Origin of the sequence: Streptomyces venetus, assembly GCF_039540295.1 — a bacterium.
GTDB classification, from domain to species: domain Bacteria; phylum Actinomycetota; class Actinomycetes; order Streptomycetales; family Streptomycetaceae; genus Streptomyces; species Streptomyces venetus.
Genome location: NZ_BAABET010000010.1, coordinates 86,642 through 111,032 on the forward strand (window position 1 = coordinate 86,642; position 24,391 = coordinate 111,032).

Below are 24,391 nucleotides of genomic sequence, written 5' to 3' on the forward strand. Positions count from 1 at the left end.
TCGCATCGCCGGATACTCGCGGGCCATGGTGCGGACACTGAAAAGACACGGAAAGCACGCCGGGGACGCTCCGGCCGACCACAAAGCCGAGGCCGCGCAGGGCACGCGTGCCGGACCTGATGAGCGGGTGGAACAGCGGGCGCCCGACAAGCCGAAGGATCTACCCAAGGGCTCCTGGCGCGCGGTACTGAAGGGCTCCCTCAAGGAATTCAAGAAGGACGAGCTGACCGACCGGGCCGCAGCGCTGACGTACTACGGGATCCTGGCGCTGTTCCCGGCGCTGCTGGCGCTGATCTCCCTGCTCGGAGTGGTCGGCCAGTCGGCGACCCAGCAGGTACTGGACAACATCCAGAAGCTCGCCCCCGGCGCGGCGCAGGACGTCCTGCGTAACGCGGTGCAGCAGATGCAAGGCAACGCAGGGCTCGGTTCGGTCGTGGCGATCGTGGGTCTGGTGCTGGCGGTATGGTCGGCGTCCGGCTATGTCGCTGCGTTCATCCGCAGCGCGAATGCGGTGTACGACGTTCCCGAGGGCCGCCCGGTGTGGAAGGTGCTGCCTGTCCGGGTCGGTGTGACGGTTGTTTTGATGGTGATGGCCGTGGTCAGTGCGGTGATCGTGGTGTTCACCGGGGGCCTGGCCCGCCAGGTCGGCACCGCGCTGGGCCTTGGGGACACATTCTTGACCGTGTGGTCGATCGCGAAGTGGCCGGTGCTGATAGTCCTGGTCACAGCCATGATCGCGATCCTGTACTGGGCGGCACCGAACGCGAGGGCCCGCGGTTTCCGCTGGATCACGCCGGGCAGCTTCCTGGCGCTGGGAATCTGGGTGATCGCCTCGGCCGGGTTCGCGGTGTACGTCGCGAATTTCGCCTCTTACAACAAGACCTACGGCACTTTCGCCGGAGTGATCATCTTCCTTGTGTGGCTGTGGATCACGAACCTGGCGATCCTGCTCGGCCTGGAATTCGACGCCGAGATGCACCGGCAGCGTGCCGTCGCGGGCGGCCATCCTGCCGATGCCGAACCGTACGTCCAACCGCGAGACACCCGGAAGTGGGACGAGGAAGACCGCCGTCGCCTTGAATCCTGAGTGAGCGGCCGGCCGAGCGAATGATCGCGGCGGGCCGTGCGTGCTGCGGAGGGTCGCCCGGGCTCGGGGGTCGCCCGGGCTGCGGCGCCGGCGCCCGCCAGAGGAATGTGGCGGGCCCGCCGCGCCCTGGAACCCGGGCTACCGTGTGCCGCGATGCAACAGGCGGCCCCTTTGGTGCCCTCGTTTCAGGAGCCTGTGCGCCGGCCAACAGCTTCCGGCCCCTTCTCAGCGCAGTTGCTCGGCCAGCCCGACGATGATGCCCTCCGGGCCGCGGAGGTAGCAGAGCAGATAGCTGTCCTCGAACCGGGCGATCTCCCCGACGAGTTCGGCGCCGTGAGGGCGCAGGCGGGCAACGGTGTCTTCGATGTCGTCGACGGCGAACATGACGCGGTGCGTGCCCACGATGTTGTGGGGTCGGTTGCGCGGCCCGGCGCTGATCGCCGCGGGGCTGTGGTACTTCGCCAGTTCGAGCCGGCTGTGACCGTCCGGGGTCCGGACCATCGCGATGTCACAGCGGACGCCGTCGAGTCCGGTGCACTGGTCGGCGAAGGGGCCCTCGACCTCCCCCCTGCCCTCCAGCTCCATACCGAGTTCCACGAAGAACGCGATGGCGGCATCCATGTCCTCGACGACGATGCCGACGTTGTCCATCCGCTGAATCGCCATGCCGGTTTCTCCTTCTTCCTCGTACGGCTGGTGTCGTAAGCGGGAGTGCCAGCCGTCAGAACGGCACGGCGGGGCAGCTGGTGCCCCGTGGCGGGGCCGTCAGGTCGGTGAGGTAGCTGTCCACGGTGTCCTCCATGCATGGGCCGCTGGTGACGCTGCCGTGGCCGTGGCCCTCGTAGGTGAGGAGCACGCCGCTGCGACCGAGCTGCCGGGCCACCGAGACCGCCCACGGGTAGCCGGTCGCGGGGTCGTGCAAGGCGTTGGACAGCAGAATCGGCGGGGCGCCGCGTGCGTCCAGGTGGTGCTGCGGGTTGGCGGTCGGCGTGCCCAGACACCCCGCTGCCATGTGGAGCGGCAGCAGGTAAGGCAGGTCAGGCGCGGTCGTGTTCATCATGGCGACGAGCGAGGCGTACTCCTGGTAGCCGCGCACCGGCAGATGCCAGTCCGAGCAGAAGAGCGAGGCGGCCCCAGGCAGCGGCGCCGTCGAGGTGGGCGACGCGGGCAGCGGCTTGCTCGCGTCCATCCCCGCGATCGCCGTAGCCAGGCCCGCGTATTCGGCCTTGTAGAACTTCCGGAACGCGATCTTGTTGACCAGGTCCGACGAGGACAACGAGATGCCCTCCTTCGCCGGGTCCTCCAGCTCGCCGCGCCCGGCCCGGGCCAACAGGCCCTGCCAGACGGCACGGACGTCCCGGCCGTGCAGCGCGCAGTCGGCAGCTCCGTCGCACCACTCCACGAACTCCTGGAACGAATCCTCTGCCGTGGCCGCCTCGGCCCGCAGGAAGTCACGGGCGGTCGGGACGCTGTGGTCCATGACGCTCTCCAGCACCATCGCGCGCACGCGGCGCGGGTAGGTCTCGGCGTACTGCGCCCCGAGCAGCGTGCCGTACGAGCTGCCGTGGAAGGTCAGTTTCCGCTCGCCGAGGGCGGCCCGCAGGGCGTCCAAGTCCCGGACCGTCTGGGCCGTGTCAAGGTGGTCGAACACCGGTCCGGTACGGGCCCGGCAGTCGGCACGGAGCCGCTTGTTGTACGCCACGGTGGTGTCGAAGTCCGCTTGGCTCTTGAGCTCCGGTGACGGCCGCTCGGCAAGCAGGTCGCCGGAGCAGGTCACCGGGTTGCTGCCGCCCACTCCGCGCGGGTCGAAGCTGACGATGTCGAACCTGCGGCGGACCTCGGGGCTGAACCGGCCGACACGGCCCACCACCGTCTCCACGCCCGAGTCACCCGGCCCTCCGGGGCCGAACACCATCGAGCCGACGCGTGCGCCGGGGTCCGTGGCCTTGCGGCGGGCCACAGCCAGGTCGAGTCTCGGCCCGTCCGGATGGGCCCAGTCGACCGGCACCGAAAGGGTGGCGCACTCGGCTCCCGGCTTCTCCGGGTCGTCACACGGTGCCCACCGCAGGGCCCCGCTGGCGGGCGGCGACGCGTGGACCGCAGGAGCGGCGGCCACGCCGGTGATGACGGCCATAGCGGCTCCCACGGCCATGGCCGTGCCCCGCTCGGCGATGCGCCGTAATGCGGATCTGCCCCTCAACGGCATGGATCCTCCTGGTGCTCGTGAAGAGAACGGTTGTGTCAGGCGTGCGGACCCGGCCGGGGCACCGTCGTCACGTTAGGTGCACTGTCGCCCATGTGGTGCCCCTGTCAGGGGCTTTTCCGGGTCGGGTCGGGGTCCGATCAGGGGCATCTCGGAAAGCCGGCACCCAGATCCCGCGGCGAAGGCGGGGCGGGACGTTCAAGTTTCGCTTCGCCCCAGGGACGCTGCTTCCTAGGACGCAGCGACCCACCCATCGCGATCGCCACACCCCGGCCGGGGCAGGAGGATGGAGGCATGGCCGGCAACGTGGACCTCTCCCAGTTCCTGCGCCGCTGCCGGGACCGCGTCGACCCCGAGTCGGTCGGCCTCCCGGAGCGCGGCGCCTACCGCCGCGTGCCCGGGCTTCGGCGCGAGGAGGTCGCTCAGCTCGCCGGGGTGAGCACGGACTACTACACCCGCCTCGAACAGGGCCGCAACATCACCCCCTCGGACAGCGTCCTGGACGCCGTCGCCGAGGCGCTGCGCCTGGACGACGCGGAGCGGGCGCACCTGCACGACCTGGTCAAGGCCCGGCCCGGCCGCCGCGCCCGGCGCACCGCGCCCAGCGTGCAACGCGCCAGCCCCGGGCTGCTGCGGTTCCTGGAGTCCTTCCATGACCACGCCGCCTTCATCCTCGGCAGACGCGGCGACATCCTGGCCACCAACCATCTGTGCCGGGTCCTGATGGCCGACTTCGACGCCATGCCTTACCGGGAGCGCAACCTCACCCGCTGGATCGTCCTGTCGCCCGAGGCCCGCGAGCTGTACGAGGACTGGGAGCGGCTCGCGGCGGAGATGACCGCGATCCTGCGCCTGGACGCCGGCCGCTACCCGGACGACGCCCGCACCGCCGAACTGGTCGGCGAGTTGACGATGAAGAGCGAACACTTCAGCCGCTGGTGGGACGACCACAAGGTCCTCACCCGCACCCACGGCCAGAAACGCTTCAACCACCCCCTGGTCGGCAAGCTCACCATCGACTACCAGGCGCTCACTCCGCCCGGCGAGGACGACCAGACCCTCTTCCTCTACATGCCCGCCGCCGACCGGGCCTCCCAGGAGGCGTGGCGCCTGCTCGCCGACTGGAGCACCCCCGCCCCCGACCACCCCCAGGCGGACAGCACAGGCCACACCGCTTCCGCCTCCGACGACAGGAGCAGCCTGTGAGCAGCCCCTCCACCCGCCCCTTGGCTCTGGTCACCGGAGCCTCCAACGGCATCGGCTACGAGATCGCCCGCCTGTGCGCCGCCAACGGCTTCGACCTCGTCGCGACCGGCCGCAGCGAGAAGATCGACGAGGCCGCCGAGCAGTTCACCCGCGACGGCGCCCACGTCACTCCCGTTCGCGCCGACCTCGGCGAGGCGAACGGCGTCGAGACGGTGTGGAAGGCCGTGGCGGACACCGGCCGACCCCTGTCGGCAGCGGTACTCAACGCCGGACGCAGCATCGGCGGAGCGTTCATCGACACCCACCTGGACGACGAACTCTCCCTGCTCTCCCTCAACGTCACCTCGGTCGTCCACCTCGCCAAGCACGTCGCCCGGCACATGGCCGCCCATCACGCGGGCAAGATCCTCATCACCTCGTCGCTGTCCGCGACCCTGCCCACCCCCTACGAGACCGTGTACGGGCCCTCCCGCGCCTTCACCCGCATGTTCGCCCTCGGCCTGCGCGAGGAACTCAAAGAACACGGCGTCACCGTCACGTGCCTCATGCCCGGCGCCACCGACAGCAACTTCCACGCCCGCGCCGGCATGGACAACACCGCCTTCGGCCCCGGCATGAAGAAGAACAGCCGCAAGGACGTGGCCCGCCAGGGCTTCATCGCCATGATGGAGGGCCGCGCCGAGATCGTCGGCGGCGACACCGCCACCAGGCGCGCCGCCCTCGCACACCGCTTCCTGCCCGAGACCTACAAGGCCACCCGCCACGCCACCAAGGCGAAACCCCGCTCCCACTGAACACACGCCCGCGACTCCGCGGCCCCGGATCCGCCCCCTCAGACGGAGTTCGCCCGCGAGATGACGCGACACCAGCGGAGAGGGACGTCAGGCCGGGCGGACCACGCCCTTGATCGCCGACTGGCCGGCGAAGAGCACCGACTCCTCACGGATGAGCGCTCCCGGGCCCGGGGCGTGAATCATCATGCCGTCGCCGCTCCAGATGCCGACGTGGCTGAGGTCCTCGTGGAAGAAGACGAGGTCTCCGACCTGGACGTCAGCGAGCGAGACCTGCACTCCCGCTCCCCACTGGGCCTGCGGGGTCCGGGGAAGCGTCACGTCGGCCGTCTTCCACGCGGCCAGGGTGAGACCGGGGGCGTCGTACGATCCCGGCCCTGCCGCGCCCCATACGCAGGGCCGACCGATCTGCGCTCGGGCGAAGGCGACCACCCGCTCGGCCTGGGTGCTGTGGCCGGCATTCGGCAACTGCCAGGATCCGGCGTAGCCACCGGGTGTGAAGGTGGTGGGGGGAGTTTCGCGTGCCGTGAGGTCAACCGCTTCCGCCGGGGCGGCAGCCGCTGTCAGTGCAGCAGGGGCGGGTGCGGCGGCCGGTTCGGCGGGCACTGCCGGGCCAGGGGCCGCCAGGGAAGAAGCCGGGATGCTCGGCAGACCGGCGCCATAGGTCACGGTGGTCACGTCGGCCAGTGGACCAGAGGTGTAGTAAGTGGTCGGCTCGGCCGGCACGGCCGTGGCATGCGGTGCGGTCGCGTCGGTCGCCGGACCGGCACCGTAGGTCTCCACTCCCCCTGTCGGAAGATCCCCAGGGTGCGTACCCGCAGCGGGGTGCGGGAGGGTGGGCAGCGCCGCGAGGGCCTGTGTGCCGGGCAGTTGGCTGGGCTCGGGGGCGGGCACCGGCTCGGGCTCGTACGGCGGCCGCGCCGCCATGTCGCCGAGGACCGGCTGTGCACCTGTACCCCAGGCGCTCTCGTCCCGCCGGGACTCCCCTGTCGCAGTCAGTGCGTCACGCTGGTCGGAGAGCTCCGGGAGGAATCCCGTGGTCAGTGCCCGAGCTGATCCGCCGGTCAGCTCCCGCGCAACACCGGTGGGTGCCTTGGGCGCTTCGAGAGCGCGGGCTTGCTCGGGACGTTCCGCAGGGCGGGCGGGTCGTACCGCCTGGGGCGCGCGGTCGGGCCGGGCCGGCAACCTCCTGTCCGGCAGCGACGCCGGCACGGTCGGGCCCAGTTTGGCACGGGCGGCGTCGAACCACTGCCGGGCCAGGGATCCGACCGCGGGTTCGGTGTCCTCCTGGGGCCGGCCGCGGCCCGCCGCGTTCCGCTGGCGCGGGATCGCAGCGGCGCGGGTCGCGTTGAAGGTACCCGTGTCACTCTCGGCCCGGTCGTAGAGTCTGTCGATCCGCCGCCGAACCTCGTCAGGGTTCGGCCTCTCGCTCTCAATCGCCGACACGGGAACCATCAGTCCGCGAGAGCCGGGCCTTGACAGTGGAGGCCTCCGGGGCAAGGGAGTTGGTCTTGCCGGCGGAGTCGGTCACTTCGGGGTGCGAGGTTCGTTCCGACGCCATGGAAAAGGGCGCTCCTTCCGTCCGAGAGTGCACGGAACCACCTGCCTGTCGGCGGAAGTCGTGCACGTAGGGGTCAACGTAGCCAACTTGTGAGCCTTCCGTGAAGATCCAAGTCCGAAAACGGCCGATATGCTTCTGTGACCTTCGCCCCTCCGTCCACAGCCCCTACGCAGCCCGTCCCACAAATGCGAACCTTGGACCGCTTTGGACCTCGCCGGCGACTGAGTGAGCGTCAAGAGGGGCGGCAGGCGACGCCGGTCTTCCCGCACCAGCATCCGCGGTCGGCGCGTGCGGCCCGCTCGCCGGTCGGTCCGGTCAGGTTCCGCGCGGCTGATGTGGGCGAGGAGCGGCCAGGTGCTGGTCGGTGATTCCGCCAGGGCAGGCCAGTCCGGCCATGTCCCAGCCGGCGCACCCGGCTCCGGCCCGGTAGGCGCTGTCGTAGAAGGCGAGCACAGCGGCGCGGGGGTCTGCTTCGGCGCGGGCGTCGTCGTAGCTGAGCACGGCCAGATGGCTGTCGTTGCGTGCCACCCACCGGGCGGATCCCGGGTCGAGCGGTTCCTCCGCCAGTTCTGGGGGTTCCGGAGCGGTGTAGGAGTAGAAGGCGGGCTCGGGGAAGGTGTCGTCACCGAACCAGAACCCGAAGCTGATCACCTCACGGGAGTACGCCTCGCGGGTGACCGGGTCGGCCTCCGTCGGCTGTTCGGCATGCCGCCCGGAGAACCTGCTGTAGGCAAGGTCGAAGGTGTGCCAGAAGTGGTGCACGGGACTGGCTTTGCCCGAGAAGTCAGCCGCGAACTCCTCCAGCACGAGTGCCACCTGGCTCAGGACTCGCCAATAGCGGTTGACCTGCACGGGATCGTAGGCGGCGTGCTCGGTGTCCTCGGCGAAGGGCCGGGCCGCGTCCGGCAAGTCGAACGGCTTGGGGATCGGGACGTCCACCTGGACGCCCAGCGCGGCCAGTGCGTCCAGGGTCGCGCGGTGGAAGGACGCGACGGACCGCCCGTAGAGCGGAAAGGACACCACCGTGCCGTCCAGCGAAGCGGCCGTCAGCTGATGGCTGACGAAGTCGAGGTCGATGGTGAACGGATCTCCGTCGACCCGCCCCATCGGGCGCGTGGTGATGCCACGTCCGGTGAGATGGAAGGGAACATTCCACCAGTGGTTGCGCCGAACGCTGGCGGCGAGCCGGATCTTGCCGACGACCTGCGCGAACCGATGCAGCGTCTCCTTGGTGTCACGCCATTCAGCGAGCGGAATCGGCGGGAAGAGCTCCATGAGCCTTCCTTCCTGCTCGGAGTATCCGGCTGGGCACCGGCACCGGCGGCCTCCACCCCCGTGCCCGGGTACCGGGCCTGCAACGTTCGGCGTGCTGATGACGAGGCCGCCCGGGCAACCACGCCGAACGTGTGATCAGGGCAGGATCTTGATCGAGCTTTGCCAGTTCAGCTGGAGGGGCTGCTGCATGGCGATGTGCAGAAATCCCATCGCCTCCAGCTCCCGGGCTCTGCGCAGGGGACCTACGTCGAACGGGCGCATCCCGCCGGAGCGAACGAGCTCCGTGATCTTGCCCTTGGCGCCGGTGTCGTCCCCGGCGATCAGGACGTCGAGCGGGAAGTCATGCCCCTCGCCTGTCGTCAGCGGGCCGGCGAAGGTGGTGTTGAACGCTTCGACGACCCTCACGTCCGTGCCGACGATCTGCTGGATCTCCTCGGCAGCCGAGGTGTCCGGGGGTGTCACCCGCCCATCCATGGTCGAGACGTCGATCGGGTTGCAGATGTCCACCAGGACCTGCCCGGCCAGTGCAGGTCCGGCGGATCGCGCGAACTGCAATGCCGCGTCGTACCAAAGTGCGACCACGGTGACGTCGGCCGCCTCCGCCGAAGCGGCCCAGTCGCTCTCGCCGTCCGGGAATCGCTGCCTGAGCTCCTCGGCCAGTGCCCGAGCAGGGTCGGCGTCGGGGTGGACGATGCGCACTCCATGGCCGCCGGCGAGGGCACGGGTAGCGATGGCGCGGCCCATGTTGCCGGGACCCACAATGTTGATTTTCACGGGTGCTGCCTTCCGGTGTGTCGGAGCGTAGGACGCGCCTGGGCCGGGCCCGTCCACCAGATGTATCCCTTTCCCGGGCCCGACAGGCTGTGCGCGGAGGAACGCCACGGTCACCCGGATGCCGGACACGGGGCGGGGAGCTACACGCAGGGGCTGTGGAACATCGGCCGCGCGGCGCAGCTGTGGTTGTCCTCGATCCACGAGCACGGGTCCGATAACGGTGTGGTCGACCACTGCTTCGAACCCCTGCGGACCGGGGTCGGTCACCCGCAACGGGGCGAACAACGCCGAGGCGACCGCCTCCAACCACTCAGTTCCGCTTAAAGTTCCAAGCCTCAGCATTCCGTTCGGGGAACAGTCGCCGTGACTGTTCCCCGAACGACTTTACGAGGCGTCCTTTTCGCAGGCTCCCGGGGTGCTGCCCTTGAAGCGCTGGCCCATGGCGATTTCGTCGCCCACTGCCGACCAGACGGTCTCGTCGTCCTGGAAAGGGAGCGGGTCGGTGCTGCTCGTCTCCTCACGGATGCGATCGACCTCGCCGTCCAGGCGCTCGAAGTCGGCCTCCTCGTCGCCGCTGAAGGTGAACGCTTCGAGCAGGCGCTGGAACCGGCGGGTGACCTGGACGAGGGAGGAGACGTCCGTGTGCAGTTCCCGCACCGTCTCCTCGTCGGGGTCGAAGGCGTGCACCTTGCCCGATACGGGGTCGAGGGCGAGGTGCGCGTTGAGCAGCCAGCCGATGACGGGCCAGTCACCAGCGCCCTCCGCAGCCTCCTCGAAGTCCTCGATGTGCACGACGTGCTGGACGAGGGGCAGCAGGCCGTCGTCCTCGCCAGGCTGACGCAGCAGGAGCGTCCCGGTGGGGACGCCGACCGTCTGCAGGAGGCGGGCGCCCTCGGCGTCCGCGGCGGCGGGCGGGAAGGCGCCGGCAGGCAGGGTCGCGATCCGGCCCTCGCCGAAGATGCCGGCGAGTTCGCCGCGGGTGACGTCGAAAAGCACTGCCAGAACTCCGAACTCCGCGCCGTTGGACTGCACGCGCCGCGACAGATGTGCCGCAGGTATGGAGCCCACTTGGAAGTGCCGAGGGTAGCGGTCACTCCGCTGATCTGGGGCTCTTGCGCTGGTTGGCATGGAAGCGCGCCTTCTTCTGGCGATTCCCACACGTGTTCATGTCACACCATTTGCGGGTGCGGCTTCGGCTGGTGTCGAAGAAGGCGGCTCGGCAGGTCGGTGACGCGCACAAGGCCAGTTTTCCGTCTCGTTCGCCTGCGATGATGCCGATCGCGTCGGCGGCGATCACGCCGAGGGCGTCTTCCACGCCGGAAGCCGGGCTGAGCCGCCATCGCCGCTTGCCCTCGGGCGTCAGGATCGCCGCGGCCCGACCCTGAGCGCTGCGGTCATTGATGACTTGGACTGCGGACGCAGGGAGAGCGTCCTGGAGGGCGGCGGCTGTCGCTGCGGCGTGAATCGCCTCCCTCAGTTCCCGGGCGAGGCCGAGCTGGGCAGTGGTGCAGGAGTCCACGGCGAGGCCGTTCACCGCCAGCCAGTCGATGAGTCGCTGCGGCGTGGGAATGCGCTCCACGGCGTTGCCATGACGCTCCGACAGAGTCCCCGTGAAGCTGGTCGCCAGCACGCTACCGAGGCGGAAGTCAGGGAACGCAGCACACATGGAACCACCATAGCTGGTTGCCGCGTGGCTTGGAGAACTGCTAGAACCGTCATAGCCGGTTCACGATAGGTCGTAGCCGGTTCCACGATGGTCAGGAGGTCTCATGCCCCGCCCAACCAGCGACGTGCAAGCGTTTGAAGCCCACGCAACGGACGCTGACCTCGACGATCTGCGCGCACGACTAGCCGCGGCACGACTACCGGAGGCCGAGACGGTCTATCGCGCCGCGCCCGACCCTCGCCGCTGGGAGCAGGGCGTCCCGCTCGCCGACCTCGTCGATGTCGTGAACTACTGGCGCACCGGGTACAACTGGCGGTCGTTCGAGGAGCGCCTCAACCGGATCGGCCAGTTCCGTACGACCATTGATGATCTGGGAATCCACTTCCTGCACCGCCGATCCATGCGCGCAGATGCCACTCCTCTGCTTCTGACGCACGGCTGGCCGGACAGCATTGCCCGATTCATCGATGTGGTGGACGAGCTGGCAGATCCGAAAGACGCGGAGGCGCCGGCGTTCCACGTCGTGGTCCCGTCGCTGCCAGGCTTTGGTTACAGCGACAAACCGGCCACCACCGGGTGGGGAACCGAGAAGATCGCGGCCGCGTGGGTGGACCTGATGGAAAGGCTCGGCTACAGCAAGTTCGCAGCCCACGGAGGCGACTGGGGAGGCAATATCACCACGGTTCTCGGCGGCAGGTTCCCGGCGCACGTTCTCGGCATCCACACAACGTTCGCGGAGGGACCGCCCGGGCTGACAACGGACGGACTGACGGCGGTCGAGCGCAAGTGGGCCGAGGAGACCCGGGATTTCTGGAGCCACCGCGCGGCGTACGCGAAGCAGCAGGCGACCCGACCGCAGACCATCGGCTACTCGCTGGTCGACTCACCGGTCGGGCTTCTTGCCTGGATCCTTGACAAGTTCGCCGAGTGGACAGACACCGAAGACAGCCCGTTCGAGACGATTTCCAGAGACCGCGTGCTTGACAACGTCACCCTGTATTGGCTGACGCGGACCGGCGCATCGGCGGCCCGCATCTACTACGAAAGCCACGACTCGCTGGATCCGGAACTGCGGGTCGACATCCCGACCGCGATCACCATGTATCCCCGCGACGTCGAGAAGTGTCCGCGCCCCTGGGCGCAGGAGCGGTATCGGCAGATCGTCCGATGGGGGGCGCCCGAGAACGGGGGACATTTTCCGTCGCTGGAGGTTCCCGATTATTTCGTCAAAGATCTGCAAGAGGGCCTGGCGGCAGTGCTGACCGCACATCGGTGAACAGCGGTCAGGGCGTGTCGCCGGTCCAGTCCAAGCGCCCCGGGTCGCCGGGGCGCGGGTCGTAGATCGCCCGGCCGCCGGCGCCGAACTGCCCCAGCTCGGTGGGGAGCGCGACGCCGGTGCCGGCTTCGTCCTGCGTGAAGCCGGTGATGTCGAGCAGCAGGCCGTCCAGCGGCCCGCCGACCAGTTCGGCATAGCGCCGGTCCGGCCGCGGGCCCGGGTTGTCGTGGTCGGCGCCGTAGACACGGCGGTGCAGCAGTTGCTCGTCATCACGGTCCATCCGTTCAGCCTCGCAGCCGCCACTGACAACGGGTCCGGTCGCATCAGCTGCGGAAGCGAGAGCCATGGCCGGTCGAGTGTTGCGGCTGCGGCGGCCCTTCGGGGGTTAGCGGCCCTTCGAGGGCTGGCGGCAGGAGGCCATGACGTTGCTGATGCCTTCGCGTAGCCGTGATGCCGGCGGTTGCCCGTTCGCTGTGCTGTGCGGGCGGTGGTAGTTGTAGTGGATGTTCCGGACCGCGAGGGCTTCCTGGCGTTGGTTTTCGGATGTCCAGGTGCGGGCGTAGAGGAACTCCTCGGAGATGATCCGGTTGTAGCGCTCTACGTCCGCGAGGCGGGAGTAGCGTGGGTCATGGCGTGGCCTGAGTGTTGGGGAATGCGTGGTGTCGGGCCCCGGCGACGATGAGCAGGCTGACTGCCCCGAGGGCCGCGGCTGACACGGCGACCACGGTGACGCCTGAGCCTTGCAGCAGGAGACCGCCGATGATGCCGCCAAGGGTCATTGCGGTGTTCCAAAGGGTGACGAGGACGGCTTGCGCGATGTCGGCGGCAGTGGTGCTGTGCCGCATTCCGGCTTGTCCGGCTGCGGTTTGCAGCAAGGTCGGGGCACCGCCCCACCCGAGGCCCCAAAGGACAGCGGCGATCCAAACGATCGTGTGTGTTGTGGTGACGGCAAGAGCAACGGTGGCGAGAGTGAACAGCACGGCACCCGTGATCATCAAAGTCCGTGGCCGGCGGTCGACATGGCGTCCGACGTACCAGATGCTCACCAGGCATGCGACACCGAAAGCAAGGAGAACCGCGTCGGTCGCTGACCCGAGCCCGGCGTGCTGCAGGTAGGGAGCGATGTAGGCGTAGATGATCGTGTGCCCGAGAACGAACGTCGTGACCGTGACCATGATCGCCGCGACACCGGGTACCGCCAGGGTCTGCCACAGGGGCGACTTCTCTGCTTCTGGTGCGGGGTCCGAACGGTCGATGTCAGACTTCTCAATGGCGGGTTGCCCCACGCCGGGGACGGACAGGCCGATCCAGCCGATGACGGCGAGAGTGACCAGGGAGACAGCGCCAAACGCCGCCCGCCATCCCACCTGTTCACCGATCAGCGTGCCGGCCGGAACTCCCAAGGACAACGCCACAGGGATCCCGGTCATCGCCACTGCGATGGCGCGCCCTTCCAAGCCGGCAGGTGCGATTCGACGGGCGTAGCCAGCGAGGATCGCCCACGCCAGGCCCGCGGCCACGCCGGCGAGGAACCGGCCCGCAAGCAAGACGATGTATCCCGGTGCAGCCGCCGTCAGGGTGTTGGCCACCAGGAAGACGGCCATGGCGCCGAGCAGCAGTGGTTTCCGCGGAACAGATGCTGTCGCCGTGGCGAGCGGGATCGCGGTCAACGCCGTACCGGCCGCATAGACGGTGACGGCCTGGCCGGTAGCACCTGAACTGGTGCCCAGTGAGGCCGACATGCCGGGCAGCACACCGGCAGGCAGAGTCTCGGTCAAGCTCGTGATGAAGACGGCAGTCCCCAGTGCCAACAGCGCCGACCATGGCAGGCCGACCTGTCGCGTAGGAGACTGTGCGTCGGGAGACGTGGTGGTCATGGACCGAATCCTGAAACCCTCACATGGATGTGATGGTCAAGTCGGGGTGCGCCGAGTAGTTTCGGCGGGTGTGAGGATCGGTGAATTGTCGCGACTGACGGGTGCGTCCCGTCGGCTACTTCGCTACTACGAGGAGCAGGGTCTGATTGTCCCGGACCGGGGTGCGAACGGGTATCGGGAGTATGACGACCGCTACGTGGACCGGGTCCACCAAATCCGTGGCCTGCTGGATGCGGGACTCCCCACTCGCATCATCAAGCAGATCCTTCCGTGCCTGGACAAACCTCGATCGATCCACTTTCCCGATGCAACACCGGAGATGCTGGCCTTGCTGGCCGCCGAGCGGGACCGGCTCACCGAGCGGATCGACGTACTCATCCGCAACCGTGATGCGATGAGCGAGTACCTGACTGAAGTCGCACGATGCCGAGCGCCGGCGCCTGGCAGCTCTCACGGAACACCGAACTCTTCGTCGGTGGTGTCAGCAACGTCATGACCCGCAACAGCTAGCGGGCCCTGAAGCGGCGGAAGAGGTTCCGGGCCACGTACACGCCCGGGCCGCCGAAGCCGACGATGTCGACGTGTCCGTCACCGGTGGTGCCGACGAGGAAACGGGGATGCTTGTCGGCAAGCCACCCTCCCGCCTGCCGGCCGTGCCCGAAGGCATCGAGGACCAGTTTGCCTCCCGTGGGCGCGAACGTCCCGGCGTCGTCCTGAGAGGACGCCCGGACACCGTCAGCGGCGAGCACGACGACGCCGGGTCTGCCGTCGCCCGTCGTGTCCACGACGGTCCACAGGTCCGCAGGGCTCGGGGAGGGCGCGCCTTGGTGCCGATGATTCCGTCCCCCGTTTACTCGCGGAGAGCTGCGCTCCGGCCTTGCCGTTGGCCTGGTCCGCCGGGCCGCCCGATGACCTGAAGGAACTCGCTCACATGGGTTATCCCATGTGAGCCGGGTGATCCGGGTGCGGTTGAGGCCAGGCGAGCACGAAAGGAAGATCACCGCTCGGGGCCGACACGGACGACTGGGTGGGGCGCCACGCTCAGGAGGCGGCAGCCTCGTCGATCGTGCCTCGAATCTCCAGGAGATGGTCGACTCCGGTGATCTCACACAAGCGCCGAACCTGCGGCGAGGGCGCGACCACGCGCAGTGTGCCCGCCTGGTGGGTGAGGATCAGCAGATTCAGAAACGCCGAGTCCGCGAAGGTGACGCAGGAGGCGTCCAGGATCGTCTTCGGATGCTTGCCGACCGCGGTCCCCAGCGCCTCGGCGAGCGGCGTGATGGAGTCCATGTCGTAGGCGCCGCGGGCTATGACGACCCAGGCCCCGGCGAGCGGGTACTGGAGCACCGCAGCCCCTCCGGAGGCGCGCTCAGCGGCCTGATCCGGCAACGGCTTCTCGCCGGCGTTGCTCGTGAGCGTCGGCGCGACAGCCTCGTCCCAGGACACTTTCGGGCTCCTTCTGCGACTCTCCCCTACGGGAGCACGTCATCGATTACCTGAAAAGTATGTCATGTAACTGGATTCAGGCAACGGGGCCCTCTAAAATGCTCGGCATGGTCGGAGTGCCCGAAGCCCACACCGGATGGACGTTCATCACCAGCCACGCGCGCGTACTGGCAACCATCGCCGACAACCCGAACGTCCGTATCCGTGACATCGCCGCCCGCTGCCGGCTCACCGAGCGCGCCGTCGCGCGGATCATCTCCGACCTCGAGCAGGACGGATACCTCTCCCACACCAGGGACGGGCGCATCAACACCTACCGCATCGAACCGGACAAGGTGCTGCGCCACCCGGCCGAAGCAGGCCTCTCTGTGGCCGCCCTGCTGTCCCTGCTCGTGCAGGACGAAACGGAACGCACCAGAAAACCGGTCGCTCCGCAGTAACGCCTGGTGAGCGCCGAGGGCTCGGCTGGTGAATGCCGAGGCATCGGCTGATGAAGGCCGAAGCCTCGGCGAACGCTGCACCATCCCGGCGCCGGCCGATCTCCGCCCGAGGCCGCCGCCCTCACGCCTGATCACAGAGGTCGCTCACGGGCAGCACGGGGACCGCCGGCGCTCCGGCGGGCAGCGGGTGCGGCCTCCACATCCCCGTGCGGCGCCCGCTCCTCCGCGTCGGCCAGCCAGAGGAAGACCGGAGGCAGGCCGAGCTCGATCACCGTCAGCGCGATCTGGAACCACTGCGGCCAGCCGTGCACGGCGAGCGAGAGCAGCCGGCCCACACCGCCCAGCAAGAAGACGCCGGCCAGCCACCGCACCGCCCGAGCCGGGATGGGACGCTGCCGCGCGGCCCAGAGCCAGGCCAGCCCGTAGCCGACGAAGCTGGCCCCCATGAACCGGCCCCAGCTGTCGACCGTCGCGCCGGCGGAGGCAGCGCCAGGGAGCGCCGCGTTGCCGAGTGCCACATGGAACAGACCGATCATCACACAGGCCCAGCCCATCAGCTGTACGAGTGCGCGCAGAACCCTGGCCATCGTCCCTCCAAGCCGCCTTGGCAGCGCTTAGTTGACATGCGTCTACTACATTGAGGCGCACTAGTAGACCCATGTCAACTAGACTGCGTTCGTGCCTTCCCGCCAGCGACTCACCCCCGCCGCCCGCCGAGCCCAACTCCTCGCCGTCGGCGCACGGCTCTTCGCCGCTCATCCCTACGAGGACGTGCTGATGGAAGAGGTCGCCGAAAAGGCCGGCGTCTCCAGGGCCCTGCTCTACCGTCACTTCCCCAGCAAGCACGCCCTCTTCGCAGCCGTCTACCAGCAGGCGGCGGACCAGCTGCTCGCGGAGACGCGGCTCGACCCCGCCGACTCCCTGGTGGAACAGCTGGTCCAGGGGATGGACGTCCATCTCGACTACTTCGTGGCGAACCGCAACGCCGTCCTCGCGGCGAACCGGGTCCTCGCAGGCGACCCGGTGATCCAGACGATCATGACGAACGAGCTGGACGCCCTCCGTGCACGGCTGCTGGCCGTCCTCCCCCTCGCGGACGAGAGCGCACGCGAGGCGGTGTCCGGCGTCCTGAAGAGCTGGCTGGTCTTCGTTCAAGTCCTGTGCGTCGACTGGCTCGCCCACGAGACCTGTACCCGCGGCGAGCTGCGCGACGTCTGCGTCGGCGCGGTTCTCGGCGCCCTCCGACCGCTCCTCGCCCACGACCCCGCCCCCGACTGGCCGCCGCGAGGACACGGCACGGGTGTCTAGAGCCTGTCGTCACGTGATCGTGACTGCTGGGCTGCGAGGGTCGTCCGCCGCCGGTCCCTGGGCGAGATCGGCTGCGTGGCCGACTCGGGCTGCGCCCGACGGCAGCTCCCGGCATGGCTCAGTCGTGCTCACTTCCAACTGCGGGAGCCGTGGATGTGGCCCCGGCTTCGTCGACGCCGTGCTTGAGTACGTCGCAGGTGTGCTGGAACTCGTCCGTCAGACGGCTGGCCTCGGCCATGAGGATGCCGTACGGCTGGGCCGGGTCGCCGAGCGGGAGGGCGCCGGCGTGGGCTTCGTCCTCCAGCCGGGCGCGGCACTGTTGAGCTTCCGCGGCAGCCTCGCACAGCTCCTGGGTCTGGTCTCGCAACTGGTCTTCGTCGATCTGGCTGAGCAGCTCGGCGATGTGGGCGAGGGAGGCCAGGAAGTCGCCGTAGGCGCGGACGAAGTCGAGGTGGTCCCGGTTGGCGGCGGCATCGTGCCACTGGTCGAGGCTGCGGGTCAGGGAGCCCACTTGGTGGGTGACGCGTTCCAGGGCGTCGACGACGGCCTGGTAGCCGTCGAAGGACGTGCGGTGGCGGTGACGGCGCCGTAGGCGTCGGGGGTTGTAGAGGGTGCTCTCCCAGGCGGTGTGGACCGAGGACTGGGCCTGCTGCACGATCGGCGTCAGGTGGGCGGCGCGCCGCCGCCAGTGCTGGGTGCGTTCCCCTTCCAGCTTTCCCTCGCGCAGCGCCGGGTACATGTCACCGACCAGGTCGCACAGCGAGCGGGCGAGGGTGTGGATGCCGTATTCGGCGCTGCGGTACCGCAGGGGGGGCAGCACCAGTGTGTTCACCACGACACCGATGCCGCAGCCGATGAGCACGAGCACGATGATCTGGCCGAGCTGGGACCAGCGCTGTGCGTCGCTGGTGGCCGCGACGTACGTGGAGAAGGCGAAGAACGCCGCGGTGGCGACCTGCGAGCCCTGGGAGCCCAGGGGCCGCCATCGTCCGATGGCCAGGGCCGCCAGCGTCACCAGCACGAACGTGAGCAGGTGCGGGCCGGCCAGCAGACCCAGTACCCCCTGGAGCCCCACGCCCACGGCGACCGCACCCACGTAGCGCAGAGCCTGCACCAAGGACTGGTAGACGGTGACCTGCATGATCAGCACCGCGGAGAACGGCGCGAACGCCGGAGACTGCGCGGCCATGACATCGTGCGCGATCACCCATGAAACGGCTGCGGCGAGGGTGCTCTTGCCTATGAGGGCCAGAGTGTGCCGCTCGTGCCCGTCCGAACCCGCCCGGCCGAACCACTGCCTCACCCGGGCCGGCCGACTCTGGGCTGCCGCCGGTGCGCGCTGTGCTCCTGCAGCGGCTTCGGCCATCTTCTCTCCCGTTCTCGTTCCGCCACGGCTGCCGGGCCAAGAGGTACCCCGTGCCGGCCACCGCAGACTGTGCAAGAGGTCATACCTGTCCCGGGCCCCGCGGGCTCGACGACCCCGGTGCAGCGCGGGCCACAGCTCGGGCCAGGGCTGGGGCGTCACCCACCCGGGAGGGGAAGAGCGGCAGCCCGACGCTGCCGGGTGGGGGTCCGCTCCCCCGGCACACGAACGCGCAGGTCAGGCGCACCCTGAAGCCATCCCCGCAACGAGCGGAACAATCAGTAGGAAAACCGGCGAAAGGGGCACCGGAATGACCGGGAACGTCTCAGGAGCACCGACGAGCCTGCACGAGTCGTTCTGGGGACTGCCCGACTGAGGTCCGCATCCGCCTGCCGCCCCGCAGGTTCCCTGCCGGCGCCCTACCCCTGCCCGGCGGGACGGCGGGGTTCGACGAGGAGTGGCTGGGTTGCGGTGCCGATCGCCCCGGACACGTCGTGCAGGCCCGTCACCGTGGCCCCGATCCCGTCTCCGGACAGGGAAGTACGGGCGTCCAGCAAGATCCAATCCCCCGCGGGATGCCGGTGCAGACTCAACTGCAACGCCGTCGGCACGAACAGGAAGCGATCCAGCGCGAGCTCGCTGGAGATGCCGTTCGCCGAGTCGGCGACCACCGCCAGGCGCTGCAACGGGGTCGTGGCCTCACCCTCGACCACCGGAACCCGGACCCGGGTCCAGACCGCGGCAGGCCCCGGCTGGGCGCCATCGCCGTGGACGAACCGCCACTCGATCGCGTCGGGATAGTGCCAGCCATCCGGGAAACCGGGGAAGGGCCGACCGGGCGTGGCGGACGGGATGGGGGGCAGCGGCGACGAGCGGTGTTCGACGCGCCGGTCCGCTCCTGCGCTCGTGGTCATCGTCCAGCACCTGGCTTCCGCCACCACCCTGCCGCCGATCGTCAGCGTGGCCGCGTCGAGGCGGACCCGGCGACCGGGACGGAGCGTGCGCACCCCGACCTCGCCGGGCTCGCGCGGGATCGCGCCGAGGAAGTCGATCTGGGCCGCCGTGATCCGCCCATGGCCGGCCACCGCCTTCTCGATCTCTCCGAGCAGGAGCGCGGACGGCGGGCCGCCGTGCTGCAACGACTGGTCCCAGGGGCTCTCGGTGGCACGCGTCGGCTCGAACGCGGCGGGTCCCACCCGGCGGTAGAAGGGCTCGTTCGTCATCCCGGCGACGATACAGGTCTGTATCGTCCGGGGGCGAGACAGATCTGTATCGTAAGGATCGTGGTTGGCACCAGGGACGCCCGTGAGCGGGTGCTGCGCTCGGCGGCTGCGCTGTTCTACGAGCACGGCATCGGGGCGACCGGCGTCGATGTGATCTCCGAGCACGCATCGGTGGGGAAGATGTCGTTGTACCGGCACTTTCCCAGCAAGGACGATCTGGTCGTCGCCGTGTTGAGGTTCAGGGACGAGACGCATCTGGACTGGCTGCTCCCGCAGAGCGACCTCGATCCGCGCCGCCAGGTGGCAGGGATGTTCGACAGGATCGGCCGGGCCGCCACACGTCCCGGCTTCCACGGCTGCCCGTTCGTGCGGGCCGGCCTGGAGTTGCCGGCGGGACATCCGGGGCGGCAGGTCGTACGAGACCACAAGGCACGCCTACGGGCACGCCTGCGCACACTGGCTCAGGCGCTGCATGCGGCGGACCCGGCGGCGCTGGCCTGGCAAGTGGTCACGCTGGTCGATGGGGCCGCGGCGGAGTGCGTACTGCAGGGCAGTGGCACTCCGGCACGCGCCGCCCGCGCGGTGGCGATGCTCGCCCTTGACGCGGCGGCGCAGGTCAAGCCGTAGCCGAGCGGTGGCCTGGCCAGGCCTTCCCGGCCATCACCACACTCACGCCCGCTGCAATCCCGTCACGAGGCCGCTGAACAGGACAAACGGAAGTCCGGTGGGGGCGTTAGCCGCTGTGCGGCGCATTTTCAATGCACGACACGCCAGCGCCAGTGTGAAAGAGCGTCAGCCGGGTCCCCCGGGCGGCTTAAAAGTAGTAACAACTGGCCTCCAGTGAAGTGTTTCTGATGACCCATCATAAGTGCGATCCAGGGCTTTCGAACACCCGATCGGCCCCTTCTGTCGGCCCTTCAGAATTTCCCGAGGTGGCGACAGAAATGGACATGAGTATGTTCGATCATGGTCGGCGGCTCAGCTGACATCCCTGAGAGATGGAGGAGTGGAATGCCTGAGAAAAGGAAAAACGGAGTGCGCGGCCGTACCGTTGTCGCGATCGCACTGTCCGTGGGCATCGCGGTCCTGGCCGCAACCGGCGTGAACTACGCCTCGGCTTCCAGCTCCGTCCCGCAGTCCGCCCCGGCGATGCAGGATGCCGATGCCTCCGCTCCCCTCGGAGGCGACGGCCAGACGGACTTCAACAACAACAACAACAACCGCCACAGGAACGATGACGAGGGACGGGTTTTCGTCAACGAGCGGATCTATTCGGCGGACCCGGGTGTGTGCACCGCTGTGATCAGTAGTCCCGCCACCAGCTTCAACGTCCGAAACGAGAGCAACAGGACCATCGAATTCTTCACCGGGATCACCTGCGACAACGGCGCCGCCATTGCGACGATCGGGCCCCGGAACTCCAGCAGTGTCATCCCCGGCACGACCGTGTTCGATGGCGCTGTGGTGCCGTTCGCGCTGGTCGGCAGCTTCCGAGCGGTCGACAACAAGCACCACTGACCCTCGCGCGGACCAAGGGCAGTGACGAGACTGCCCGTGTGGCACTTGGACCCCGGCCCGCCACAAACGGGCCGGGCCCGTACCCATCGAGTATGCGCCTTCGTCCGGGACGGTCAGTTGACGAACCGGTGATGGCCCGGTGGCGCGAGGAACACCGCACAGCCTTCCTCGGTTCGCTGCAACTGAGCTTCCCCATGGGTGACATGGTCAGTGTCGCGGCGAAGGGGGATCCACACCTCGGCGGTCGTGTTCGCGGGAACGCCGAGGGAGAGACTGAATGTCTCGCCGTCCAGCGTCCAGCGCGTCGAGATCGGCCCGCGTACCGAGTGCAGGCGTCCCCGGGCCCTCTTGAGGCTGCCTCCTGGTCGTGGGCGGACGAGGACCCTGCGGTAGCCGGGTTCGCCCGGTGCGATGCCCGCGATGTTGGCGTACATCCACTCCCCCACGGATCCGTAGGCGTAGTGGTTGAACGAGTTCATGCCGGCGTCCTGGAAGGAGCCGTCGGGGCGGATGGAGTCCCAGCGTTCCCACATCGTCGTGGAGCCCCGGTCGATCGGGTAGCCCCAGCTGGGGAACGAGCGTTGTTCGAGCAGCCGGTACGCGACGTCGACATGGCCGGTGTCGGTGAGGACGGGCAGCAGCCGCGGCGTGCCGAGGAATCCCGTCGACAGGTGCCAGTCCTTGCTGCGGATCAGGGAAACCAGCCGGTCAGCGGCGGGCTCCCGGTCGGTTCCGGCCAGCAGGTCCATGGACAGGGCCAGTACGTATGCGGTCTGCGTATCGCCCTTCACCCTCGCGTTCCTGTCGACGTAGGCGGCGCGGAAGGCGTCGCGCACGGCCCGGAACAGGTCGGTGTACGGCGCACTGTCCTTGCCCAGTGCCTGGGCCGTGCGTGCCACGAGGTCGGCCGCGTGGGCGAAGCATGCGGTGGCGATGACGTCCTTGGGAGTCTCGTCCTGCACGTTCAGCCAGTCGCCGTAGCCGGTGGCGGGACGCAGGTAGCCGGAGCTGTGGGCTCGCAGATGGTCGAGCCACTTCAGCATCGACGACCACGACTCCTCCAGCACACGCGTGTCTCCGTAGGCCTGGTAGAGGGCCCACGGCACGGTGACCCCGGCGTCTCCCCAGCCGGCCGTTCCCGAACCCGTGATCCGCGGGTCGGGTGCCACGTCCGGGAACGCCCCGTCGTCGGTCTGGGCCTCGCGCAGGTCGTGCAGCCACTTCGACAGGAAGCGCGCCGATTCCATGACGTAGGTGGCGGTCGGTGCGAAGACGTTGATGTCACCGGTCCAGCCGAGCCGTTCGTCCCGTGCGGGCGTGTCCGTCGGCACCGACAGGAAGTTGCCGCGCTGCCCCCAGGTGATGTTGCTGTGCAGCTGGTTGAGCATGGGCACATCGGTGTCGAACTCCATGGTGAACGGGGCCGCCGTGTGGACGACGAGCCCCTTCACCGCGCTGAGGGGAGGTGCGCTGTCGCACCCCGTCACCTCGACGTAGCGAAACCCGTGGAAGGTGAAGCGGGGTTCGCAGGTTTCCGGGCCGGTGCCCTTGCAGACATAGGTGTCGGTGGCCCGGGCCGTGCGCAGATTGGCCGTGTAGATCGTCCCGTCGGGGTTCAGCACCTCGGCGTGGCGCAGGCGGACGGTGGTGCCCGTCTTGCCGGACACGGTGAGCCGGACCGTGCCGACCATGTTCTGGCCGAAGTCGTAGACGTACACGCCAGGCTTCGGCTCCGTCACCTCGCGGGCGGGCAGGACTCGTTCGACCCGGCAGGGCGCGTCGAGCTGGGCGACCGGCTCGGCCGTGACGTTGTCGAAGGTCTCGGCCGGTGCCCAGTGGCCGTCGTCGAAGCCGGGGCGGGTCCAGCCCTCGGTCTCCAGGCGGGCGTCGTAGTCCTCACCTGCCAGCAGGTCCGCTCTGGTGACGGGTCCGGTCGCGGCGCGCCAGCCGGTGCCGGTGGTCACGCGCTGTGTCGAGCCGTCCTGGTAGGTCACCTCCAGCTGGGCCAGGAGGGCGGGCCGTTCGCCGTAGTGGTGCGGTCCCGCCCAGGCGATGTTGCCCGAGTACCAGCCCGCGGCCAGGGTGACACCGAGCGCGTTGGGGCCGGACGAGAGCAGTCCGGTCACGTCGTACGTCTGGTACTGCACCCGCTTGCCGTAGTCCGTCCAGCCGGGAGCGAGCCGGTCCTCACCGACGCGGCGCCCGTTGAGCCGGGCCTCGTACAGGCCGAGGGCCGTCGCGTAGAGGCGGGCGCGGGTGATCTTTCCGCGCTTGAGCTGGAAGGTGTGGCGCAGTTGCGCCGCGGGGGCGTGGTCGGGGGCCACTTCGCCCCAGGGGCCGGCGCCCCATGACGCCGCCTTCCTGGCGGCCGGCCAGGACGAGTGGTCGTAGGCGCGGGAAGTCCAGTCCCCGGTCGGTTGCGTGTCCGTGGCCCTCCAGTCGTCCCCCGTGGACACCAGGTGCCGCGATCCGTCGGCCAGGGTCAGTTCGAGCACGGCCAGCAGTCCGGCCGGTCCTTCCGTGGCGTTCGTCGCTGCGACGGCGAGAACCCCCGGGCCTGTGCCGATGGACTTCGTGACGTCGATCAGGGCGGGGCGGCGCCACGCGTCGGAGTCGGAATCCGCCGCGACGGAGGCGACCTGCGTGCCGTTCACGTGGGCCGTGCAGCCGTCGTCGGCGGTGAGGACCAGACGGGCACGTGTCACTCCGGCCGGGATGTCGATGAGGCCACGGAACCATCGTGTCGCCGCGGGCACGCTCTGGGTGGGGTCGCCCTCGGGGAACCAGATCCAGGACGCCCCCTTCAGGGCGGGTGCGTCGACGAGCTCGCCGGGAGCGGTGATCCAGCGGGCCGACCAGTCCGCGATGCCGGTCTCCCACCAGGACGGCTCGCTCCACGGGGAGGCCGTGCCCGAGGTGTCCCATACGCGGACCTGCCAGTGATAGCGGGTGCGCGGCTCCAGAGCGGGCCCTGCGTACGGCACGAGGGCCGACTCGGCGGAGGCGACCCGGCCGCTGTCCCAGACATCGGGGTCCGCCAGTCGCTGTGGGGTCGTGGCCACTCTCACCTGATAGGCGCTCTGGGTTCTCGCACCGGACATCGGCCAGCTCAGCCGTGGCCGCGGCGCGTCGATGCCGAGCGGATGGCCGGCGTACTCGACGGTGGGCGCGGTGACCCGCAGCCGCGCCGTCCCGGCTTGCGCCTTCGCCGTGCCGTCCGCCGCTGCGGCGTGGGCGCCCGTGCCGGTCAGGGTCGTGGCGACGGCGGCGGCGCCGGCCGTTCCCAGTAGTTCTCTCCTGCTGATCACGGTCGTCTCCGTTTCCTGCGGGAGGTGAAACGTTTTAGGTGGAGGGGAACCTAGGGAGGCTGCATGGAG

24 protein-coding genes and 1 pseudogene are annotated in these 24,391 nt (G+C 69.2%); 9 read left to right on the forward strand and 16 right to left on the reverse strand.

Going from position 1 to position 24,391, the window contains the following annotated elements:
* Positions 1–25 precede the first annotated feature (25 nt).
* Positions 26–1,087, forward strand: a complete 1,062-nt coding sequence (locus ABEA82_RS29615; RefSeq protein ID WP_345664761.1) for a YihY/virulence factor BrkB family protein — start codon at positions 26–28, stop codon at positions 1,085–1,087.
* Positions 1,088–1,312: 225 nt separating this feature from the next.
* Here the strand turns inward: ABEA82_RS29615 and ABEA82_RS29620 are convergent, their stop codons facing one another.
* Together ABEA82_RS29620 and ABEA82_RS29625 are read right to left on the reverse strand one after the other, a co-directional pair.
* Entirely contained in the window at positions 1,313–1,753 is a 441-nt protein-coding gene (locus ABEA82_RS29620; RefSeq protein ID WP_345664762.1) for a VOC family protein, read from the reverse strand.
* Between the two features lie 55 nt (positions 1,754–1,808).
* Positions 1,809–3,293: an alpha/beta hydrolase gene (locus ABEA82_RS29625; protein ID WP_345664763.1), complete on the reverse strand. Its 1,485-nt coding sequence runs from the start codon at positions 3,291–3,293 to the stop codon at positions 1,809–1,811.
* 291 nt (positions 3,294–3,584) lie between these two features.
* On the opposite strand from ABEA82_RS29625, the gene ABEA82_RS29630 reads away from it, so the two are divergent.
* Together ABEA82_RS29630 and ABEA82_RS29635 are read left to right on the forward strand one after the other, a co-directional pair.
* Positions 3,585–4,496, forward strand: coding sequence for a helix-turn-helix transcriptional regulator (locus tag ABEA82_RS29630; protein ID WP_345664764.1), 912 nt, complete (start codon positions 3,585–3,587; stop codon positions 4,494–4,496).
* Positions 4,493–5,290: an SDR family NAD(P)-dependent oxidoreductase gene (locus ABEA82_RS29635; protein ID WP_345664765.1), complete on the forward strand. Its 798-nt coding sequence runs from the start codon at positions 4,493–4,495 to the stop codon at positions 5,288–5,290. Before ABEA82_RS29630 ends, ABEA82_RS29635 begins: the two co-directional genes overlap by 4 nt.
* Before the next feature lie 87 nt (positions 5,291–5,377).
* Here ABEA82_RS29635 and ABEA82_RS29640 read toward each other — a convergent pair whose 3' ends face one another.
* The 5 genes from ABEA82_RS29640 to ABEA82_RS29660 form a co-directional block, all read right to left on the reverse strand.
* Positions 5,378–6,733 carry a C40 family peptidase gene (locus ABEA82_RS29640; RefSeq protein WP_345664766.1) on the reverse strand — a complete coding sequence of 452 codons (1,356 nt, stop codon included), beginning with the start codon at positions 6,731–6,733 and terminating at the stop codon, positions 5,378–5,380.
* A 430-nt stretch (positions 6,734–7,163) separates the two neighbouring features.
* Positions 7,164–8,123: a DUF5996 family protein gene (locus tag ABEA82_RS29645; protein WP_345664767.1), complete on the reverse strand. Its 960-nt coding sequence runs from the start codon at positions 8,121–8,123 to the stop codon at positions 7,164–7,166.
* 135 nt (positions 8,124–8,258) lie between these two features.
* Positions 8,259–8,897, reverse strand: a complete 639-nt coding sequence (locus tag ABEA82_RS29650; RefSeq protein WP_345664768.1) for an NADPH-dependent F420 reductase — start codon at positions 8,895–8,897, stop codon at positions 8,259–8,261.
* A gap of 384 nt (positions 8,898–9,281) precedes the next feature.
* Positions 9,282–9,893: an SUKH-4 family immunity protein gene (locus ABEA82_RS29655; protein ID WP_345664769.1), complete on the reverse strand. Its 612-nt coding sequence runs from the start codon at positions 9,891–9,893 to the stop codon at positions 9,282–9,284.
* A 94-nt stretch (positions 9,894–9,987) separates the two neighbouring features.
* A complete protein-coding gene (locus ABEA82_RS29660) occupies positions 9,988–10,563 on the reverse strand; it encodes a CGNR zinc finger domain-containing protein (protein ID WP_345664770.1) in 576 nt (191 codons plus the stop codon).
* A gap of 103 nt (positions 10,564–10,666) precedes the next feature.
* On the opposite strand from ABEA82_RS29660, the gene ABEA82_RS29665 reads away from it, so the two are divergent.
* Positions 10,667–11,839, forward strand: coding sequence for an epoxide hydrolase family protein (locus ABEA82_RS29665; RefSeq protein WP_345664771.1), 1,173 nt, complete (start codon positions 10,667–10,669; stop codon positions 11,837–11,839).
* Between the two features lie 7 nt (positions 11,840–11,846).
* Here ABEA82_RS29665 and ABEA82_RS29670 read toward each other — a convergent pair whose 3' ends face one another.
* From ABEA82_RS29670 to ABEA82_RS29680, 3 genes and pseudogenes are all read right to left on the reverse strand, one after another.
* A complete protein-coding gene (locus ABEA82_RS29670; RefSeq protein ID WP_345664772.1) occupies positions 11,847–12,119 on the reverse strand; it encodes a hypothetical protein in 273 nt (90 codons plus the stop codon).
* A 105-nt stretch (positions 12,120–12,224) separates the two neighbouring features.
* A pseudogene (locus ABEA82_RS29675) lies at positions 12,225–12,476 on the reverse strand (integrase core domain-containing protein); the annotation flags it as partial.
* Positions 12,466–13,716 (reverse strand): MFS transporter, encoded by a 1,251-nt coding sequence (locus ABEA82_RS29680; protein ID WP_345664773.1) that lies wholly within the window; start codon positions 13,714–13,716, stop codon positions 12,466–12,468. The gene ABEA82_RS29680 and the pseudogene ABEA82_RS29675, both read right to left, overlap by 11 nt.
* A gap of 70 nt (positions 13,717–13,786) precedes the next feature.
* Between ABEA82_RS29680 and ABEA82_RS29685 the strand changes: the two genes are divergently transcribed.
* Entirely contained in the window at positions 13,787–14,212 is a 426-nt protein-coding gene (locus ABEA82_RS29685; RefSeq protein ID WP_345664992.1) for a MerR family transcriptional regulator, read from the forward strand.
* A 10-nt stretch (positions 14,213–14,222) separates the two neighbouring features.
* Here ABEA82_RS29685 and ABEA82_RS29690 read toward each other — a convergent pair whose 3' ends face one another.
* Both ABEA82_RS29690 and ABEA82_RS29695 read right to left on the reverse strand, forming a co-directional pair.
* Positions 14,223–14,501 (reverse strand): hypothetical protein, encoded by a 279-nt coding sequence (locus ABEA82_RS29690; protein ID WP_425588567.1) that lies wholly within the window; start codon positions 14,499–14,501, stop codon positions 14,223–14,225.
* A 256-nt stretch (positions 14,502–14,757) separates the two neighbouring features.
* On the reverse strand, positions 14,758–15,162 hold the full coding sequence (locus tag ABEA82_RS29695) for an STAS domain-containing protein (protein ID WP_345664774.1): 405 nt from the start codon (positions 15,160–15,162) through the stop codon (positions 14,758–14,760).
* Between the two features lie 107 nt (positions 15,163–15,269).
* Here ABEA82_RS29695 and ABEA82_RS29700 point away from each other — a divergent pair, with 107 nt between their 5' ends.
* Entirely contained in the window at positions 15,270–15,602 is a 333-nt protein-coding gene (locus tag ABEA82_RS29700; protein ID WP_345664775.1) for a helix-turn-helix transcriptional regulator, read from the forward strand.
* Positions 15,603–15,733: 131 nt separating this feature from the next.
* Here ABEA82_RS29700 and ABEA82_RS29705 read toward each other — a convergent pair whose 3' ends face one another.
* A complete protein-coding gene (locus ABEA82_RS29705) occupies positions 15,734–16,189 on the reverse strand; it encodes a DUF4345 domain-containing protein (RefSeq protein WP_345664776.1) in 456 nt (151 codons plus the stop codon).
* Positions 16,190–16,280: 91 nt separating this feature from the next.
* Here ABEA82_RS29705 and ABEA82_RS29710 point away from each other — a divergent pair, with 91 nt between their 5' ends.
* Positions 16,281–16,910, forward strand: coding sequence for a TetR/AcrR family transcriptional regulator (locus ABEA82_RS29710; RefSeq protein ID WP_345664777.1), 630 nt, complete (start codon positions 16,281–16,283; stop codon positions 16,908–16,910).
* 118 nt (positions 16,911–17,028) lie between these two features.
* Here the strand turns inward: ABEA82_RS29710 and ABEA82_RS29715 are convergent, their stop codons facing one another.
* Both ABEA82_RS29715 and ABEA82_RS29720 read right to left on the reverse strand, forming a co-directional pair.
* On the reverse strand, positions 17,029–18,276 hold the full coding sequence (locus ABEA82_RS29715) for an FUSC family protein (RefSeq protein WP_345664778.1): 1,248 nt from the start codon (positions 18,274–18,276) through the stop codon (positions 17,029–17,031).
* 416 nt (positions 18,277–18,692) lie between these two features.
* A complete protein-coding gene (locus ABEA82_RS29720; protein ID WP_345664779.1) occupies positions 18,693–19,496 on the reverse strand; it encodes a thioesterase family protein in 804 nt (267 codons plus the stop codon).
* A gap of 60 nt (positions 19,497–19,556) precedes the next feature.
* On the opposite strand from ABEA82_RS29720, the gene ABEA82_RS29725 reads away from it, so the two are divergent.
* The gene (locus ABEA82_RS29725) at positions 19,557–20,123 is read left to right on the forward strand and encodes a TetR/AcrR family transcriptional regulator (protein WP_345664780.1); all 567 of its coding nucleotides are present in this window, start codon (positions 19,557–19,559) and stop codon (positions 20,121–20,123) included.
* Positions 20,124–20,531: 408 nt separating this feature from the next.
* Positions 20,532–21,014, forward strand: a complete 483-nt coding sequence (locus ABEA82_RS29730; RefSeq protein WP_345664781.1) for a hypothetical protein — start codon at positions 20,532–20,534, stop codon at positions 21,012–21,014.
* Positions 21,015–21,127: 113 nt separating this feature from the next.
* Here the strand turns inward: ABEA82_RS29730 and ABEA82_RS29735 are convergent, their stop codons facing one another.
* Entirely contained in the window at positions 21,128–24,322 is a 3,195-nt protein-coding gene (locus tag ABEA82_RS29735) for an alpha-L-rhamnosidase (RefSeq protein WP_345664782.1), read from the reverse strand.
* Positions 24,323–24,391 lie beyond the last annotated feature (69 nt).